The 17,610-nt window shown below is 71.8% G+C and carries 12 protein-coding genes; 9 read left to right on the plus strand and 3 right to left on the minus strand.

Annotation, left to right across the window (positions count from 1 at the left end):
• Positions 1-72: 72 nt before the first annotated feature.
• Positions 73-2,517, minus strand: coding sequence for a DEAD/DEAH box helicase (locus B1H19_RS23080; protein ID WP_083106692.1), 2,445 nt, complete (start codon positions 2,515-2,517; stop codon positions 73-75).
• An 80-nt stretch (positions 2,518-2,597) separates the two neighbouring features.
• On the opposite strand from B1H19_RS23080, the gene bldG reads away from it, so the two are divergent.
• The 7 genes from bldG (at position 2,598) to B1H19_RS23115 (ending at position 9,913) form a co-directional block, all read left to right on the plus strand.
• Entirely contained in the window at positions 2,598-2,939 is a 342-nt protein-coding gene (gene bldG, locus B1H19_RS23085) for an anti-sigma factor antagonist BldG (protein ID WP_004571875.1), read from the plus strand.
• A gap of 107 nt (positions 2,940-3,046) precedes the next feature.
• Positions 3,047-3,490 carry an ATP-binding protein gene (locus B1H19_RS23090; RefSeq protein ID WP_083106693.1) on the plus strand — a complete coding sequence of 148 codons (444 nt, stop codon included), beginning with the start codon at positions 3,047-3,049 and terminating at the stop codon, positions 3,488-3,490.
• A 635-nt stretch (positions 3,491-4,125) separates the two neighbouring features.
• Entirely contained in the window at positions 4,126-6,531 is a 2,406-nt protein-coding gene (locus B1H19_RS23095) for a sodium-translocating pyrophosphatase (protein ID WP_083106694.1), read from the plus strand.
• Positions 6,532-6,737: 206 nt separating this feature from the next.
• On the plus strand, positions 6,738-7,349 hold the full coding sequence (locus tag B1H19_RS23100; protein WP_083106695.1) for a small secreted protein: 612 nt from the start codon (positions 6,738-6,740) through the stop codon (positions 7,347-7,349).
• A 93-nt stretch (positions 7,350-7,442) separates the two neighbouring features.
• A complete protein-coding gene (locus B1H19_RS23105) occupies positions 7,443-8,981 on the plus strand; it encodes a DUF7059 domain-containing protein (protein WP_083106696.1) in 1,539 nt (512 codons plus the stop codon).
• Between the two features lie 118 nt (positions 8,982-9,099).
• Positions 9,100-9,297: a hypothetical protein gene (locus B1H19_RS23110; protein ID WP_083106697.1), complete on the plus strand. Its 198-nt coding sequence runs from the start codon at positions 9,100-9,102 to the stop codon at positions 9,295-9,297.
• Between the two features lie 211 nt (positions 9,298-9,508).
• Entirely contained in the window at positions 9,509-9,913 is a 405-nt protein-coding gene (locus B1H19_RS23115) for a hypothetical protein (RefSeq protein ID WP_083106698.1), read from the plus strand.
• Between the two features lie 2 nt (positions 9,914-9,915).
• On the opposite strand, the gene B1H19_RS23120 is transcribed toward B1H19_RS23115, so the two are convergent.
• Complete coding sequence (locus B1H19_RS23120) at positions 9,916-10,356, minus strand: DUF2752 domain-containing protein (RefSeq protein WP_083106699.1); 441 nt, start codon at positions 10,354-10,356, stop codon at positions 9,916-9,918.
• A complete protein-coding gene (locus B1H19_RS38795) occupies positions 10,353-10,901 on the minus strand; it encodes a hypothetical protein (RefSeq protein WP_083106700.1) in 549 nt (182 codons plus the stop codon). The genes B1H19_RS23120 and B1H19_RS38795 overlap by 4 nt, the downstream gene beginning before the upstream one ends.
• Positions 10,902-11,371: 470 nt before the next feature.
• On the opposite strand from B1H19_RS38795, the gene topA reads away from it, so the two are divergent.
• Both topA and tmk read left to right on the plus strand, forming a co-directional pair.
• Entirely contained in the window at positions 11,372-14,218 is a 2,847-nt protein-coding gene (gene topA, locus B1H19_RS23130) for a type I DNA topoisomerase (RefSeq protein WP_083106701.1), read from the plus strand.
• A 112-nt stretch (positions 14,219-14,330) separates the two neighbouring features.
• Positions 14,331-17,540, plus strand: coding sequence for a dTMP kinase (gene tmk, locus B1H19_RS23135; RefSeq protein WP_083106702.1), 3,210 nt, complete (start codon positions 14,331-14,333; stop codon positions 17,538-17,540).
• Positions 17,541-17,610: the final 70 nt, after the last annotated feature.

A 17,610-nucleotide genomic window follows, 5' to 3' on the forward strand; every position in this document is an offset into this window, starting at 1 on the left:
TATACGGCGCGGGTACGGGCCAGGGCCGGCCCGGCGGGCATGACGGACGCCACGCTCGCCGCGGCGCACCGGCTACGCCCCCTTCGGCGCCCCTCGCAGCAGCTCGCCCAGGAGGCGTATCGCGCCCCGTTTGTGGAGCGGATCGTTGCCGTTGCCGCACTTGGGGGACTGGATGCAGGACGGGCAGCCGGCCTCGCATTCGCAGGCGGCGATGGCGCTGCGGGTGGCGGTGAGCCAGTCGGCGGCGGTGTGGAAGGCGCGCTCGGCGAAGCCCGCGCCGCCCGGATGGCCGTCGTAGACGAAAACGGTCGGCAGCAGGGTGTCCGGGTGCAGCGGTACGGAGACGCCGCCGATGTCCCATCGGTCGCAGGTGGCGAACAGTGGCAGCATCCCGATCGAGGCGTGTTCTGCGGCGTGCAGCGCACCGCCCAGCTGCTGGGGATTGACCCGGGCGGCGTCAAGCTGGTCCTCGGTGACCGTCCACCACACCGCGCGGGTGCGCAGCGTCCGGGGCGGCAGGTCCAGCTTGGTCTCGCCCAGGACCTCGCCGGTGATCAGCTTGCGACGCAGAAAGGAGACGACCTGGTTGGTGACCTCGACCGAACCGAAACACAGCCGGGCGTCGCCCCAGGGGACCTCGGTGTCGGTTTCGAGGACGGAGACGGCGGTGGTGTCGCGGGCGGTCGTGGAATAGGGCGGATTGGCCTCCTCGACCAGCGCCACGTCGTCGTCCAGGTCGAGCCGCTTGACGAGATAGGTGCGGCCTTGGTGGAGGTGGACGGCGCCGTCGTGGACGGTGGTGTGCGCGGCGCCTGCGTCCACGGTGCCCAGCAGCCGCCCGGTGCCGGTCTCGACGACCTGCACCGGCGAGCCGCCCTGGCCGCGGATGTCGGTCAGGTCGGCCGCCCGCTCGCGGCGCGTCCAGCGCCAGGCGGTGGCGCGCCGGCGCAGCAGCGCGGCGGACTCCAGCTGCGGCAGCAGCCCGGCCGTGGCGGGGCCGAAGAGCGGGAAGTCGGCCTCGGTGAGCGGGAGTTCGGACGCGGCCGCGCACAGGTGCGGGGCCAGTACATAGGGGTTGTCCGGGTCCAGGACGGTGGACTCGACCGGCTGGTCGAAAAGCGCCTCGGGGTGGTGGACGAGATAGGTGTCCAGCGGGTCGTCGCGGGCCACCAGGACGGCCAGGGCGCCCTGCCCGGCGCGGCCGGCGCGCCCGGCCTGCTGCCACAGGGACGCGCGGGTGCCCGGATACCCGGCGATCACCACGGCGTCCAGGCCCGAGACATCCACGCCCAACTCCAGGGCGGTGGTGGCGGCGAGGCCCAGCAGATCGCCGGTGTGCAGGGCGCGTTCCAGCGCGCGGCGTTCCTCGGGCAGATAGCCGCCCCGGTAGGCGGCGATCCGCGCGGGCAGCGAGCGGTCCACCTCGGCGAGTCGCTCCTGCGCGATCAGGGCGATCAGTTCGGCGCCGCGCCGGGAGCGGACGAAGGCCACGCTGCGCACGCCCTGCACGGCGAGGTCGGTGAGCAGGTCGGCGGTCTCGGCGGTGGCGGTGCGGCGCACCGGGGCGCCCTGCTCGCCGTGGAGTTCGGTCAGCGGCGGCTCCCACAGCGCGAAGACCAGCTCACCGCGCGGCGAGGTGTCCTCGGTGATCTCCACGACGGGCAGCCCGGTGAGCCGGGTGGCGGCCTCGCCAGGCTCGGCGGCGGTGGCGGAGGCCAGCAGGAAGACCGGCTCGGCGCCGTAGCGGGCGCAGATCCGCCGCAGCCGGCGGATCACCTGCGCCACATGGGAGCCGAAGACGCCGCGGTAGGAGTGGCACTCGTCGATGACGACATAGCGCAGGGCGCGCAGAAAGGAGGACCAGCGGGGGTGGGCCGGCAGGATCCCGCGGTGCAGCATGTCGGGGTTGGTCAGGACGTAGTTGCCGTACTGGCGCACCCACTCGCGCTCCTCGACGGGGGTGTCCCCGTCGTAGACCGCGGGCCGGATCGCCGTACCCAGCGGGGCGGCCAGCTCGCGTACGGCGCGCCGCTGGTCGGCCGCCAGGGCCTTGGTGGGCGCCAGGTACAGGGCCGTGGCCCCCCGGCCGTTGGGGGCCTCGGAGCCGTCCAGGAGGGCGGACAGGACCGGCGCGAGATACGCCAGGGACTTGCCGGAGGCGGTCCCGGTGGCCACGACGACCGACTCGCCGCGCAGCGCGTGTTCGGACGTGCGTGCCTGGTGAGCCCAGGGACGATCGATTCCGGCCGAACGGATGGCGTCGATCACTTCCGGGCGGATCTCTTCCGGCCAGTCGGCATGGCTGCCGATACGCGGGGGCAAGTGCTCCGTATGAGTGATGCGCGCAGCGCGGGTCGCGCCCCGGGCGAGACGGTCGAGAATCATGCCTGGGGAGGGTCGCGCACCCGCGTCCTGCGGCAGTCGATTGGAGGCCATCGGCACCGAGTGTGTCACCGGACTGACCGACAATGCTGACAAGGCGTCGTGCACGCCTGCTCGTAAGTGATTGAATGCCATCGCGGCTGCCAGATCCGCCCCTACTTCGGTGGGGAGGCCCCAGGGGGGCGACCGCTCGATAGCAAGGTGCTGGAGGATCCGTGGACCTGTCCCTGTCGACCCGGACCGTTGGCGACCGTACGGTCGTCGAGGTCGGTGGCGAGATTGATGTATACACCGCGCCCAAGCTGCGCGAGCAGCTGGTCGAGCTTGTGAACGACGGAAGCTACCACCTCGTGGTGGACATGGAGCGTGTCGACTTCCTGGACTCCACCGGGCTCGGCGTGCTGGTCGGCGGGCTCAAGCGGGTGCGTGCCCATGAGGGCTCGCTGCGCCTGGTCTGCAACCAGGAGCGCATTCTCAAGATCTTCCGTATCACCGGTCTGACCAAGGTGTTCCCGATTCACACCTCGGTCGACGAGGCCGTCGCGGCGACCGACTGACGGCCGGTGGTGCCCCGCGCCTCCGGCGCGGGGAAGGAAGGAGTGGGGGGTACCGGACGCCTCGTCCGGCCCCCTGCGTTGCACGTCCGCATATCGAGGGGGATGGCATGGCCACCGTCGAACTTCGCTTCAGCGCCCTTCCCGAGCACGTCCGGACCGCGCGTCTGGTCGCTGCTGCCGTGGCGAGGCGCGCCGGGGTGGACGAGGCCGTGCTGGACGAGGTACGCCTCGCCGTCGGCGAGGCGTGCAGCCGCGCCGTGGGCCTGCACACCAGCAATGACATCGCGGCCCCGGTGCGGGTGCTGCTGATCGAGGACGAGAAGAAGTTCTCGATCGAGGTGGGCGACGAGGTGCCGACCGCGTCCGGCCCGGCCGGCGCCCATGCCGGGGGCGTGCCCGAGGGCGGCGCGGAGAGCGAGCCCGAGGGCGAGGACGAGATGGGCCTCGCGGTCATCAGCGGACTGGTCGACGATGTCGAGGTGACGTCCGGCGAGAACGGCGGCGTGATCCGGATGAGCTGGCCGACGGCGCCGGCGGCGGTCGTTCCGTAGCGCGGCCCGCCCGTCTCACCGCTCACTGCTTACCGCTTACCGCTTCACCCCTCGCGGCGAAGGCCGCCCCGTGATCCCCGTTCCGGTGACTCCTGCGCCCCCGGCTCACCGCTGACGGCCGTGCAGGGCGGCCCCACAGCCTCCGTATCGGCCTCCGCATCACGGGCCCCCTGTCCGTCCCCTCGCGATGCCTCCCATGGCGGCCCCCTCGCGTCCCCCAGGGTCCCGATCAAGCCGTGATCTGACGCCATCTCAACTACGGCCGGGTAGCCCGATGGTCCGTCCCGGCTCACCCGTTCGGCGGTAGCGGGCTGAAACAATTCTCTCCCCTGTCACGCGCGACACACTCGGCGCAAGAGCTCGTATATCGCCTTTGATCAGCGGCGATCGGTCGGCAGGCGGGCGGTGATCAGTACGACAGGGAGATCATCGGTCACCGGTCAGCGAATTCTCCGCTTTCCTTCATCCGGGCGAATTCTGCGGACGGCATCCTTTTGATCATCGCGGCCACCGGCGAATTCCCTTTGAGGCACCCTGTTTTGATCAGGTGCGGCTCCCTACAATCCGTCCACATCTTGCTCAGGACGCCTGAGCGTGCTTCCGCGCGCCCATGTGCCAAACGTCAAGGAGGACGAATGGCGGGGCCTTACACCCCTCAGTTGCTGGACACCCCCTCTTATCTGGCCGCACCGTCACTGACGTCGGGCAACCGCGCCATCGTGCTGGTGATCGCCGTCGTCGCGCTGGCCGCGCTGGCCGTCGCGGCGGTACTGGTCCGCCAAGTGCTCGCGGCCGGCGAGGGAACCGACAGTATGAAGAAGATCGCGGCGGCCGTACAGGAAGGCGCAAAAGCCTACCTGGCCCGGCAGTTGCGGACCCTCGGTGTATTCGCCGTGGTGGTGTTCTTCCTGCTCATGCTGCTGCCCGCGGACAATTGGACGCAGCGCGCGGGACGCAGCGCCTTCTTCTTGATCGGTGCCGGATTCTCCGCGGCCACCGGCTATATCGGGATGTGGCTCGCCGTGCGCAGCAATGTGCGCGTGGCCGCCGCCGCCCGGGAAGCCACACCGGCCGAAGGCGATAAGCGAGAAAAAGATCTTACGGCGGTCTCGCACAAGGCCATGAAGATCGCATTTCGCACGGGCGGCGTCGTCGGTATGTTCACCGTCGGACTGGGCCTGCTCGGCGCCTCCTGTGTGGTGCTCGTCTACGCGGTCGACGCGCCCAAGGTGCTGGAGGGCTTCGGTCTCGGCGCGGCGCTGATCGCGATGTTCATGAGGGTCGGCGGCGGCATCTTCACCAAGGCCGCGGACGTCGGCGCCGACCTCGTCGGCAAGGTGGAGCAGGGCATCCCCGAGGACGACCCGCGCAACGCCGCGACCATCGCGGACAACGTGGGCGACAACGTCGGCGACTGCGCCGGTATGGCGGCCGACCTCTTCGAGTCGTACGCGGTCACCCTGGTCGCCGCCCTCATCCTGGGCACCGCGGCCTTCGGCAACGCCGGACTCGCCTTCCCGCTGCTTGTCCCGGCCATCGGCGTGCTCACCGCGATGATCGGTATCTTCGTCGTCGCGCCCCGGCGCCGCGACCGCAGCGGGATGACCGCCATCAACCGCGGTTTCTTCGTCTCCGCGGGCATCTCGCTGGTCCTGGTGGCCGCCGCGGTCTACACCTACCTGCCGTCCCGCTACAGCGACCTCAAGGGCGTCAGCGACCCCGACATCCTCGGCCGCTCCGGGGACCCGCGGATGCTGGCCCTGGTGGCGGTCGCCATCGGCATCGTGCTGGCCGCGCTGATCCAGCAGCTGACCGGCTACTTCACCGAGACCACCCGGCGTCCGGTGCGCGACATCGGCAAGACCTCGCTGACCGGCCCGGCCACCGTCGTCCTGGCCGGGATCTCCGTCGGCCTGGAGTCCGCGGTCTACTCGGCGGTACTGATCGGCCTGGCCGTCTACGGGGCGTTCCTGCTGGGCGGCTCCTCCATCATGCTGGCGCTGTTCGCGGTGGCGCTGGCCGGCACCGGTCTGCTGACCACCGTCGGCGTGATCGTGGCCATGGACACCTTCGGCCCGGTCTCCGACAACGCCCAGGGCATCGCCGAGATGTCCGGCGATGTCACCGGTGACGGCGCGCAGGTCCTGACCGACCTGGACGCGGTCGGCAACACCACCAAGGCCATCACCAAGGGCATCGCCATCGCCACCGCCGTCCTCGCGGCGTCCGCGCTCTTCGGCTCGTACCGCGACGCGATTGCCACGGCGGTGCACAACGTCGGCAGCGCCGCGAGCGGCATGGGCCTGAGCCTGGACATCTCGCAGCCCAACAACCTGGTGGGGCTGGTGCTCGGCGCCTCGGTCGTCTTCCTGTTCTCCGGGTTGGCCATCAACGCCGTATCGCGGTCGGCGGGGGCGGTGGTCTTCGAGGTGCGCCGGCAGTTCCGGGAGAAGCCAGGGATCATGGATTACACCGAAACGCCGGAGTACGGGCGGGTCGTCGACATCTGCACCAAGGACGCGCTGCGCGAACTGGCGACCCCCGGGCTGCTGGCGGTGCTCACCCCCATCGCGGTCGGCTTCTCGCTCGGCGTCGGTGCGCTCGGCTCGTTCCTGGCGGGCGCGATCGGCACCGGCACCCTGATGGCGGTCTTCCTGGCCAACTCCGGCGGCGCCTGGGACAACGCCAAGAAGCTGGTCGAGGACGGCCACCACGGCGGCAAGGGCAGCGAGGCGCACGCCGCGACCGTTATCGGCGACACCGTGGGCGACCCGTTCAAGGACACCGCGGGACCGGCGATCAACCCGCTGCTGAAGGTCATGAACCTGGTGGCCCTGCTGATCGCCCCGGCGGTGGTGAAGTTCTCCTACGGCGACGACAAGAACACCGGCCTACGGCTCGGGGTCGCGGCGCTGGCCCTCGTGGTCATCGTCGGCGCGGTCTACGTCTCGAAGCGGCGCGGGATCGCCGTGGGTGACGAATCCAACTCCGGCGGATCGGAAAACGTCGCTAAGTCGACAGAAACGGCCGCGGTGTCCTAGTCCCGGAGGCCCCCGAAAGCGGCTCAACAGGCGGGTGGACGGCGCATTTTGCGGGCGCCGGCCACCCGCCGTCGTTGTGCCCGGCCGGCCCCGCGCTCCTTGGTGCAAATGGCTGCAATGCGGCCAGGGCGGCCCGCCCGACCCGTCGACCAGGCCGTTTGGGCGTGTATGTTCCGGGGCCGAGAGCCATGGAAGGGACCAATCCGGTGAACAAGAAGCTTGTGACGGCACTGTCCGGCGGTGCGGCACTCCTGCTCGCGCTGACCGGCTGCAGCGAGAACAACAACAAGGAACTCGACAGCTGGGCGAAGAAGTTCTGCGATCCCGCGCAGGCCCAGTTCAAGGCGATCCAGGACGCCAACGCCGCCATGCAGACGGCCGGCGGCAGCAACACCGACTCCAAGAAGGTCCAGCAGACGGATTCGGCTGCCTTCCAGAAGATCTCCAGCGCGTACGCATCGCTGGCCAAGTCCCTGGACCAGGCGGGCGCCCCGCCGAGCGACGGCGGTGAGGACGCCCAGAAGAACGCGGTGAACGAGCTCAACTCGCTCTCCAAGGGCTACGCGAACCTGAAGAAGCAGATCGACAGCCTGAGCACCCAGGACAAGATGAAGTTCGCGGCCGGCCTGGACGAGCTGTCCAAGGGCATCAAGAAGCTCAACGCCCAGAGCGAGCAGGCGTTCAAGAACCTCGAGTCCGGGGACGTCGGCAAGGCGATGGCCCGTCAGAAGGGCTGCCAGAGCCAGAGCGCCTCGGGCGCGCCGTCGGCGAAGCCGCCCACATCGGCCAAGCCGTCCAAGTCGCCCAAGTCGTCCTAGGTCCGGACGCTCGCAGCGGCCCGGCGACGCGCCCGGAAGGGGCGTGGCGCCGGGCCGTCGCCGATTGTCAGTGGTTGCCGCGACAATGGGAGCGTGAGTACGCACCTCCCCACCGCAGATGACCGGGACCCCGACAGCAGCGCCCGCACCGAGCGGCTGCGCCAGGCGCTGCTGGCCGCCGACTTCACCGCCGACGGGCTGCTGGACCTGCTCGGCGCGCCGGCCTATGCCGCGCTCGCGCGCAGCGAGACCGTGCCCGCGCTGCGGGCGACGCGCGGCGACGGCCCGCTGGAGACCCTGGTGCGGCTGTTCCTGCTCCAGCGCCCGGTGGCCGAGCGGCGGGCCGCGGCCGCGCTTCCGGTGGCCGACTGCCTCGCCGATGGCTGGCTGGTACGGGACGGCGACGAGGTGCGCGCCACGGTGGACGTGCGGCCGTACGGCGGCCCCGAGGGGCAGGACTGGTGGATCGTCTCCGACCTGGGCTGCGCGGTCGGCGGCGCGGGCGGCATCCGGGGCGTGGGGGAGACCGACCGCGCGCAGCTGGTGCTCGGCGTGGGCGGCGCGTCCACGACGCTGGCGGGGATCACCGCGCGCACGCCCGTCGCCAGGGCCCTCGATCTCGGTACGGGCTCCGGCATCCAGGCGCTGCACGCCGCCCAGCACGCCACCCGGGTCACGGCCACCGACCTCAACCCCCGGGCGCTGCGGATCGCCGCGCTGACGCTGGCGCTCTCCGGGGCGGCCCCGGCGGACCTGCGGGAGGGCTCACTGTTCGCGCCGGTGGGGGAGGAGACGTACGACCTGATCGTGTCCAACCCGCCGTTCGTGATCTCCCCGGGCGCCCGGCTGACCTACCGGGACGGCGGGATGGGCGGCGACGACCTGTGCCGCACCCTCGTCCAGCAGAGCGCCGCGCATCTGGCCGACGGCGGGTACTGCCAGCTGCTGGCCAACTGGCAGCACGTCGAGGGCGAGGAGTGGCACGACCGGCTGCGCTCCTGGGTGCCCAGCGGCTGCGACGCCTGGATCGTGCAGCGCGAGGTGCAGGACATCACGCAGTACGCCGAGCTGTGGCTGCGCGATGCGGGCGACCACCGCGCCGGCGGCGAGGAGTACGCCGCGCGGTACGACGCCTGGCTCGACGAATTCGAGGCGCGCAAGACCAAGGCCGTCGGCTTCGGCTGGATCACCCTGCGCAAGTCCGGCGCGGACAGCCCGTCCATCACGGTCGAGGAATGGCCGCATCCGGTGGAACAGCCGCTGGGGGAGTCGGTGGTGCGGCACTTCGAGCGCCAGGACTATCTGCGCGTCACGGACGATGCTGCGCTGCTGGCCGGCCGTTTCCGGCTCGCCGACGAGGTGGTCCAGGAGCAGGTCGGGCTGCCCGGTTCGGAGGACCCCGAGCATGTGGTGCTGCGTCAGAACCGCGGTATGCGGCGGGCCACGAAGGTGGACACGGTCGGCGCGGGCTTCGCCGGGGTGTGCGACGGCTCGCTGCCCGCCGGGCGGATCCTGGACGCCATCGCCCAACTCGTCGGCGAGGACCCGGTGCTGCTGCGCGACCGTACGCCCGCCTCGATCCGGATGCTGATCGAGCAGGGGTTCCTGGAGCCGGTGGCGGCGGAGGACTGACGCGGCGGGGGGCGGGCGCACGGGCGGGGCGCATCGCGGGGCGGGTGCGTACGGGACGACCGGAAGCCGTTCATCCGGCGTTCTCCCTGATGCCGCCCGCGGGTGCCACGCTGCCCGTATGGAGAGTGGACCCGAGGCGTTCGCGGGCGCGGCCTTTGCGCTGTTCGGCGCCGGACTGCTGCTGTGGACGGGTGTGTGCCTGCGGACGGGGGCGCCGGTCGCCGAGGGCGCCGGGCGCGTGGTGGGGACGGTGACGGCGCTGGTGTTCGGGGCGGTGTTCCTTGGCGCGGGGTGCTGGATGCTGACGCGGTTGTAGCGCCGAGCCGGGGGAGCGGCCGCGGCCCGGGCGCCGACCGTCCGCCCGCATCGAACGCCGGGGGCATCAACTGTCCGCCGGAAGCCGGGCATTCACTTCCGGCCAGTTGTGATGCGGGTGGCCGACACGCGGGTGGGCGTGGAACCTCCGTATCGCGCCGATCGTGTTCCTCGGTGAAGGGCACGAACCGGCTCGACAGTGAGGAACCCCCATGAACCGTGCAGTCCGCTCCGCCGCCGTCGTGGTGATCGCCGTCTCCCTGCTCGGGGGAGGAGCTGCCGCCGCCTTCGCCGAGCCGGCCCAGCTGCATGCGCCGAAGCCGATCGTGGCCACCGCCCCGGTCGCGGCCCAGCTGACGGCCAAGGCGAGCGCGACCACGGTCCACGCCTGGCAGGAGTTCCGGATCTCCGGCACGGCCAAGGGCATCAAGGCGGGCACCGAGGTCACCGTCCAGCAGAAGCAGGGCGCCAAGTGGGTCTCGCTCCCCGCCCAGGCCCCGGTCAACACCAGCGGGACGTACTCGGTACGGGTCAAGCTCGGCCTCAAGGGCGTCAATCAGCTCCGGATCGGCGCGGGCAGCGCCATATCCCCGGTGGTGAGCGTCACCGTCCGCTGAGCTCAGCCGACGAGATTGCGCGCGATCATCCACACCGCGGCGATGCCCAGCACCACGGCATTGCCGCGGGCGGAGAGCCGTGGCCGGAAGTAGCGCCCGCGCAGTCCCGCGTTCAGCCAGCTTCCGACGACGTAGGCCAGGGCCGGCACGCCCAGGGCGAGCAGCACCATGTTGTCGTGGAAGGCCGTCACGACATCGCCGTGCAGCAGGTCGTACGCCATCCGCGTGCCGCCGCACAGCGGACACAGGATCCCGGTGGTCATTTTGAGTGGGCAGGGCAGCAGCACCTGACCGGGCCGGTGCGGATTGGTGTGCCAGAGATAGACGGCGCCGAGCGCACCGCCGGCGAGCCCCAGGCCGGCCACGCGCACGGTGCGCCGGCGGATGGCCGCGGCGGTGGGGGCCGCCACAGCGCCCACGGGCTCCCGCTGTGCCGGGTTCATACGCTCAGCGACCTTGCGTAGGCGACCTGCTGGAACACGTACATGACCTGCTCGGGCGACTGCACCGGGATCAGCGTGGTGTGGTGCCGCCCGCCGCCGTTGACCGTGACCTGCACATACCCGGTCGTGATGCGCTCCTTCATCAGGAGGAAGAGCAGACCGACTGCGCAGAAGAAGACGAAGGCGACGGCGAGCACGACGCCCGCCGTCTGGATCTTCTCCCGGGTCCGCGACATGTCCGTGCACGTCCACACCGCGCCCTTGAGCGGCATCGGCCCGGCCGGCGTCACGATCGTGTCGCCCGCCACCGCGATGTCGCCGAGCGTGAGGACCGTCCCGGCGGGCACCGGACCGGGCACGGTGAGCGGACCGGGCACGGCCAGGGGTGCGGGCTGCGGCGGTCCGGCGGCCGGGTAGCCGTATGCCGGAGGGGCCTGCGGCGCGGCGTAGGGGTTGTCGGCGGCCGGGCCGCCGCCGGCGGGCTTGGTGTACGCAGGGTGGCCGGGCTCGTCGTCCGGTGGCGGTGCGGGGTACTGCTGCGCCATGAGTGGTCCCCCCGAAGGTGCGTGCGCGCTCTGCCGGTCGCCGGCCCGCGCGGCGGGTCGTGCCGCGTCCATCCTGCCAGCCGCCCGGCACGCCGTAGCAAGAAGCCGGCAGAACCTGTCACAAGGGTTCTTGAATGACCCCCGTCAGACGGCGACGGTCGTGGGGATGGTCACTGTGCGAGATCACCGACGGCTGCACTATGGCGCCCGGAGCGGGATCGCGGCAGGGTACGCACGGAGTGCCGGCCCGGCGGTGGAGATCATCAGGACCCCTCGGGGAACGCCCGCTGCGGTCCGGGGCGGCAGGAAGGCATGTAGTCGGGTTACCGTTCGAGTGGCGTTGCGGGGTTTTTCCGTTTGACACGGGGGCGGGAGGTACCGTCACACTCCGCAGCGTCAAGCGTCACCGCAGTGCGACCCCGGCGTCCGGCCGGGGGCCTATTCAGCGTCGACCGGAGAGAAGAGCGAAGTTGTCCGCGACCAGCGAGACCGCAGAGGGCGGCACCCGCCGACTCGTCATCGTCGAGTCGCCTGCCAAGGCGAAGACGATCAAGGGCTACCTCGGCCCTGGATACGTGGTCGAGGCCAGCGTCGGGCACATCCGCGACCTTCCCAACGGCGCGGCGGAGGTTCCCGCGAAGTACAAGGGCGAGCCCTGGGCCCGCCTCGGTGTCAACGTCGACGCCGACTTCCAGCCGATCTATGTGGTCAACACCGACAAGAAGGACCAGGTCAAGAAGCTCAAGCAGCTGCTGGCCGAGTCCGACGAGCTCTACCTCGCCACCGATGAGGACCGCGAGGGCGAGGCCATCGCCTGGCACCTCCAGGAGATCCTCAAGCCCAAGGTCCCGGTCCACCGGATGGTCTTCCACGAGATCACCAAGGACGCGATCCGCGAGGCCGTCGCCAATCCGCGTGATCTGAACCAGAAGCTGGTCGACGCCCAGGAGACCCGCCGCATCCTCGACCGCCTCTACGGCTACGAGGTCTCGCCGGTCCTGTGGAAGAAGGTCATGCCGCGGCTGTCGGCCGGCCGGGTGCAGTCGGTCGCGACCCGTCTCGTCGTCGAGCGCGAGCGCGAGCGGATCGCCTTCCGCTCCGCCGAGTACTGGGACCTGACCGGCACCTTCGCCACCGGCCGGGCGGGCGACGCCAGCGACCCGTCCACCCTGGTGGCGCGCCTGAACACCGTCGACGGCCGCCGTATCGCGCAGGGCCGCGACTTCGGCCCCAACGGGCAGCTGAAGAACAGCGACGTCCTCCACCTGGACGAGGCCAACGCCCGCGCGCTGGCCGCCGCCCTGGAGAACACCGACTTCGCGGTGCGCTCGGTCGAGTCCAAGCCCTACCGCCGCTCGCCGTACGCCCCCTTCCGTACGACGACCCTCCAGCAGGAGGCCAGCCGCAAGCTCGGCTTCGGCGCCAAGGCGACCATGCAGGTGGCGCAGAAGCTGTACGAGAACGGCTACATCACCTATATGCGTACGGACTCCACCACGCTCTCGGACACCGCGGTCGCCGCGGCCCGGCGGCAGGTGACGCAGCTGTACGGCGCCGACTATCTGCCGGACAAGCCGCGTACGTACGCCGGCAAGGTCAAGAACGCACAGGAGGCGCACGAGGCGATCCGCCCCTCCGGCGACCGCTTCCGTACGCCCGCCGAGACCGGGCTGACCGGCGACCAGTTCAAGCTCTACGAGCTGATCTGGAAGCGGACCGTCGCCTCGCAGATGAAGGACGCGACCGGGAACTCCGTCACCGTCAAGATCGGCGGCCGGGCCGCGGACGGGCGGGACGCCGAGTTCAGCGCGTCCGGCAAGACCATCACCTTCCACGGCTTCCTCAAGGCCTACGTCGAGGGCGCGGACGACCCGAACGCCGAGCTCGACGACCGCGAGCGCCGGCTGCCGCAGGTCGCCGAGGGCGACGCACTGGCCGCGCGGGAGATCACCGCGGACGGGCACGCCACCAAGCCGCCCGCCCGCTACACCGAGGCCACGCTGGTCAAGGAGCTGGAAGAGCGCGAGATCGGCCGCCCGTCGACGTATGCGTCGATCATCGGCACGATCCTCGACCGCGGCTATGTCTTCAAGAAGGGCACCGCGCTCGTTCCGTCGTTCCTCTCCTTCGCGGTGGTCAACCTCCTGGAGAAGCACTTCGGCCGGCTGGTCGACTACGGCTTCACCGCCAAAATGGAGGACGACCTCGACCGCATCGCCCGCGGTGAGGCGCAGGCCGTGCCGTGGCTGCGGCGCTTCTACTTCGGCGAGGGCGAGGCCGAAGGGGCCGCCTCGGACGCCGGCAACGGCGACGGCGACCACCTCGGCGGGCTCAAGGAGCTGGTCGAGGACCTGGGCGCGATCGACGCCCGGGAGATCTCCTCGTTCCCGGTCGGCGACGACATCAAGCTGCGGGTCGGCCGCTACGGCCCGTATGTCGAGCGCGGCGAGAAGGGCGAGGAGGGCCACCAGCGGGCCGATGTCCCCGACGACCTGGCGCCCGACGAGCTGACCGTGACGTACGCGGAGGAGCTGCTGGCCAAGCCGAGCGGCGACTTCGTGCTGGGCGCCGACCCTGAGAGCGGCAACGAGATCGTCGCCAAGGACGGCCGCTACGGCCCGTACGTCACCGAGGTGCTGCCCGAGGGCACCCCGAAGACCGGCAAGAACGCGGTCAAGCCGCGCACCGCCTCACTGTTCAAGTCGATGTCGCTGGACACCGTCACTCTTGCGGACGCGCTCAAGCTGATGTCGCTGCCGCGGGTGGTCGGCACGGACGCCGAGGGCGTGGAGATCACCGCGCAGAACGGCCGCTACGGCCCGTACCTGAAGAAGGGCACGGACTCGCGCTCCCTGGAGACCGAGGACCAGATCTTCAACATCACCCTCGACGAATCGCTGGCGATCTACGCCCAGCCCAAGCAGCGCGGGCGGGCCGCCGCCAAGCCGCCGCTGAAGGAACTGGGCACGGACCCGGTCAGCGGTAAGCCGGTGGTGGTCAAGGACGGCCGCTTCGGCGCGTACGTCACCGACGGCGAGACCAATGCGACGCTGCGGCGGGATGACGACGTCGAGACGATCACGCCCGAGCGCGGCTACGAGCTGCTGGCGGAGAAGCGCGCCAAGGGCCCGGCGAAGAAGACCGCCAAGAAGACGGCGGCGAAGAAGACGACGGCCAAGAAGACCGCGGCGAAGAAGACCACCACGGCGAAGAAGACGGCCGCCAAGAAGACGACGGCGAAGAAGACGACCGCCAAGAAGGCCCCGGCCAAGAAGGCGGCCGCCAAGACGGCGGCGTCGGCGTCGGCCGAGGACTGAGCGTCACCCACTGCCGGGACAAGGGCGGGCACGGCGGACTATGGTCCGTCGGGCCCGCCTCTTTGTTCGGGTGGGCGCCCGGGAGTGCGTACCGTCCCGATAGGCTGGCAGGATGACGCGAGCCGAGCAGCCAACGGTCGTGACCCCCACTTCAGACGCCCTCGCCGCGGACTCCCGCGAGCGCGCCGTACGGGCTCTGCTGCGCTTCCCCCCACTGAAGCGGTTGTGGAGCGCCCAGTTTGTCGGGGGCATCGGCGATGCCCTGTCCATGCTTGTCCTGGTCCTTCTCGCCCTTCAGGCGGCGCTGTACGTCCCGCTGGGCGGCCAGGCCGTCTTCGGCGGCGGATACCGGGGTGCCGCCCTTGCGGTCACCGCGGTCTTCGGGGCCCGGATGCTGGCCACCTTGCTCTTCGGGGCCGTCCTGCTGGGGCCGCTGTCCGCGCTGACGGCGCCTTCGGGGCCGCTGGACCGGCGCTGGACGATGATCGGCGCGGACGGTCTGCGGCTGGCGCTGCTGGTCGTCGCGCCGCTGTGGATCGACTGGACGCCCGCCAATGCGCTGGCCTGGCTGCTGGTCACGGTCTTCGTCAGCGGCGTCGCCGAGCGCCTGTGGACCGTCGCCCGGGAGAGCGCCGCGCCCGCCCTGCTGCCCGCGCCGCCGCCCGAGGGCGCCGCCGTACGGCCGCTGCCGGACAACATGGAGGCGCTGCGCCGCCTGTCGCTGCGCACCGGCTTCCTCGCGCTGCCGATCGCGGCCGCGGCGCTGGTGGTCGTCACCCTCGTCAGCAAGCTGCTGGGCGCCGGCGTGGCGTGGTTCCAGCTCCACCAGGCGGCCCTGGGCTCGTATCTGGCGGCCGGGCTGTTCGCCGCGTCCGTGTCGATCCTCTACTTCCTTGAGCTGCCCGACGGGCAGACGCCGCGGCCGCGTTCCCCGCTGGAGGGGCTGCGCCGTCCCAAGACCGCCGGATCCGGCGCCGACAAGGGCCGTACGGGCGCGATCCCGCTGCTGGTGCCGGCCTGCGCCGCCGTGGCCGCCGCGATTGCCGCGGCCGTCGCGCTGGCCGTCCTGCTGGCCTACGACCTGGTCGCGGGCCCGGCCTCCTTCGCGCTGCTGGTGCTCGCGCTGACCGGCGGTACGGCCGTCGGCATCCGCGGGGCCCGCAAGGTGCTGCCCGCGCTCTCCCGGCGTCGGCTGCTCGCCCTGGCGGTGGCCCTCACCGGGCTCGCGCTGCTGGCCATGGGGCTGGTCCCGGACACGACGACGGTGCTGCTGCTGGCGCTGGTCGCCGGGGTGAGCGCCGGTATCGCGGCCAACACCGGCCATGTGCTGCTGGAGCAGGAGGTCGAGGAGTCCCGCAGGGCGCGGACGACCGAGCATCTGCACGCCGTGGTCCGCCTCGCGGTCGCGCTGGCCGCCATCGTCGCGCCGCTGCTGGCCGCCGTCATCGGCCCGCACCGCTTCGACAACGGCAGCTTCACGTTCTCGCACGGCGGCGCCGCCTTCACCCTGATGCTGGTCGGCGCGCTGCTGCTGCCGGTCGCCGCCTGGGTGCTGGGCAAGGCCGACGACCGGCACGGCGTACCGCTGCGGCGCGATCTGCGTGAGGCGCTGCGCGGCGGCGACCCGGACCAGACGCCCGCCGCCACCGGCTTCTTCATCGCCCTGGAGGGCGGCGACGGCGCCGGGAAGTCCACCCAGGTCGAGGCGCTGGCCGAGTGGATCCGGGCCAAGGGGCACGAGGTCGTGGTCACCCGGGAGCCGGGCGCCACCGCCATCGGCAAGCGGCTGCGCTCGATCATCCTGGACGTGTCCACCTCCGGGCTCTCGGACCGCGCCGAGGCGCTGATGTTCGCCGCCGACCGCGCCGAGCACGTCGACAGCGTCATCCGGCCCGCCCTCGAACGCGGCGCCATCGTCATCACCGACCGCTACATCGACTCCTCCGTCGCCTACCAGGGCGCCGGGCGCAACCTCGCCCCCACCGAGATCGCCCGGATCAACCGCTGGGCGACGAGCGGTCTCGTTCCCCATCTGACCGTCCTGCTGGACATCTCGCCCGAGGCCGCCCGCGAGCGCTTCACCGAGGCCCCGGACCGGCTGGAGTCCGAGCCCGCCGAGTTCCACGAGCGGGTACGGGCCGGATTCCTGACGCTGGCCGCCGCCGACCCGGCGCGCTACCTCGTCGTCGACGCCGGACAGGAGCCGGAGGCGGTCACCACCGTCGTACGGCACCGCCTCGACCAGGTGCTCCCGCTGTCCGAGTCCGAGCTCAAGGCCCAGGCCGAGGCCCGCAAGGCGGCCGAGGAGGAGGCCCGCCGACGGGCCGAGGAAGAGGCCGCGCGCAAGGCGGAGGAGGCGCGGCTGGAGCGCGAGCGCCAGGAGCAGCTGGCCAAGCTGCGCGCCGAGGAAGAGGAGCGCAAGCGGCAGGAGGAAGAGACTGCCAGGGCCCGCGAGGCCGCGCGCCAGGCCGAGGAAGCGCGTAAGCGCGCCGAGGAGGCCCGGCAGGCGGCGGAGGCGGAGCGGCAGCGCCGCGAGGCCGAGGAGCGGGCCCGCCAGGCCGAGCAGGAGCGGCTGCGCAAGCGCGCGGAGGAGGAGGCGCGGCTGCGCCGGGAGGCCGAGGAGCGCCGCCTGGAGAAGCAGCGCAAGGCCGAGGAGGCCCTGCTGCGCGCCGAGCAGGCCCGTAAGGAGGCGGCCGAGGCGGCTGCCGCGGCGGAGGCGGAGGCCGCTGCGGCGGCGGATGCGCCAACCAAGGAGACGCCCGTCGCGGATCTGCGGAAGCGCTATGTCGAGCACGGCGCGCCGAACCCGGCCGTTGTTTCACGTGAAACAACGGAAAGCGGTGCCTCCGACACGGAGCGTACGGAATCGCTGCCGCAGTCCGAGGCCCCGCGGGGCACGGTGGACGAGACGGCGGTGCTGCCGCGGTACGGCGCCGGGCCGGACGCGGAGGAGACCAGCGTGCTGCCGCGGTACGGCGCCGGGCCGGACGCGGAGGAGACCAGCGTGCTGCCGCCCGTACGGGACGGGGGCGACCCCGCCGACCGGGTGCCGTCGTGGATGTTCCGCGAGGAGCACGCGGACGGCGCCGCGCAGCAGCCCGCACCTGCCGAATCGGGCAGCGAGCGCACCCGCGAACTCCCGCAGATCGACCCGGCCACCGGACACCCGGCGGAGCCGCAGCGCAGCCGCCCCCGCCCGGACTGGGCGGAGGAGACCCCGCTGGACGATCTGCCGACCCTGGCCGACGAACTTCTCGGCCCGCGCCCGGACGAGGCGGCGGACGACAAGGGCCACCGGGAGCGGGGCCGCCGCCGCGGCTGAGCCCCCGCCCCGCCGTACGGCACCGGCCGCGCCCGCAGAACGCTCTGCGGACGCGGCCGGTGTGCGTAGC

The organism is Streptomyces gilvosporeus, from assembly GCF_002082195.1.
In the GTDB taxonomy this organism is placed as follows: domain Bacteria; phylum Actinomycetota; class Actinomycetes; order Streptomycetales; family Streptomycetaceae; genus Streptomyces; species Streptomyces gilvosporeus.

Bases quoted from the DNA above. Each gene is read 5' to 3' on its own strand.
- B1H19_RS23090 (WP_083106693.1), top strand. From the start codon at position 3,047: ATGGCCACCGTCGAACTTCGCTTCAGCGCCCTTCCCGAGCACGTCCGG.
- B1H19_RS23095 (WP_083106694.1), top strand. From the start codon at position 4,126: ATGGCGGGGCCTTACACCCCTCAGTTGCTGGACACCCCCTCTTATCTG.
- B1H19_RS23080 (WP_083106692.1), bottom strand. From the start codon at position 2,517: ATGGCATTCAATCACTTACGAGCAGGCGTGCACGACGCCTTGTCAGCA.
- B1H19_RS23110 (WP_083106697.1), top strand. From the start codon at position 9,100: ATGGAGAGTGGACCCGAGGCGTTCGCGGGCGCGGCCTTTGCGCTGTTC.
- B1H19_RS23120 (WP_083106699.1), bottom strand. From the start codon at position 10,356: ATGAACCCGGCACAGCGGGAGCCCGTGGGCGCTGTGGCGGCCCCCACC.
- B1H19_RS38795 (WP_083106700.1), bottom strand. From the start codon at position 10,901: ATGGCGCAGCAGTACCCCGCACCGCCACCGGACGACGAGCCCGGCCAC.
- B1H19_RS23115 (WP_083106698.1), top strand. From the start codon at position 9,509: ATGAACCGTGCAGTCCGCTCCGCCGCCGTCGTGGTGATCGCCGTCTCC.
- tmk (WP_083106702.1), top strand. From the start codon at position 14,331: ATGACGCGAGCCGAGCAGCCAACGGTCGTGACCCCCACTTCAGACGCC.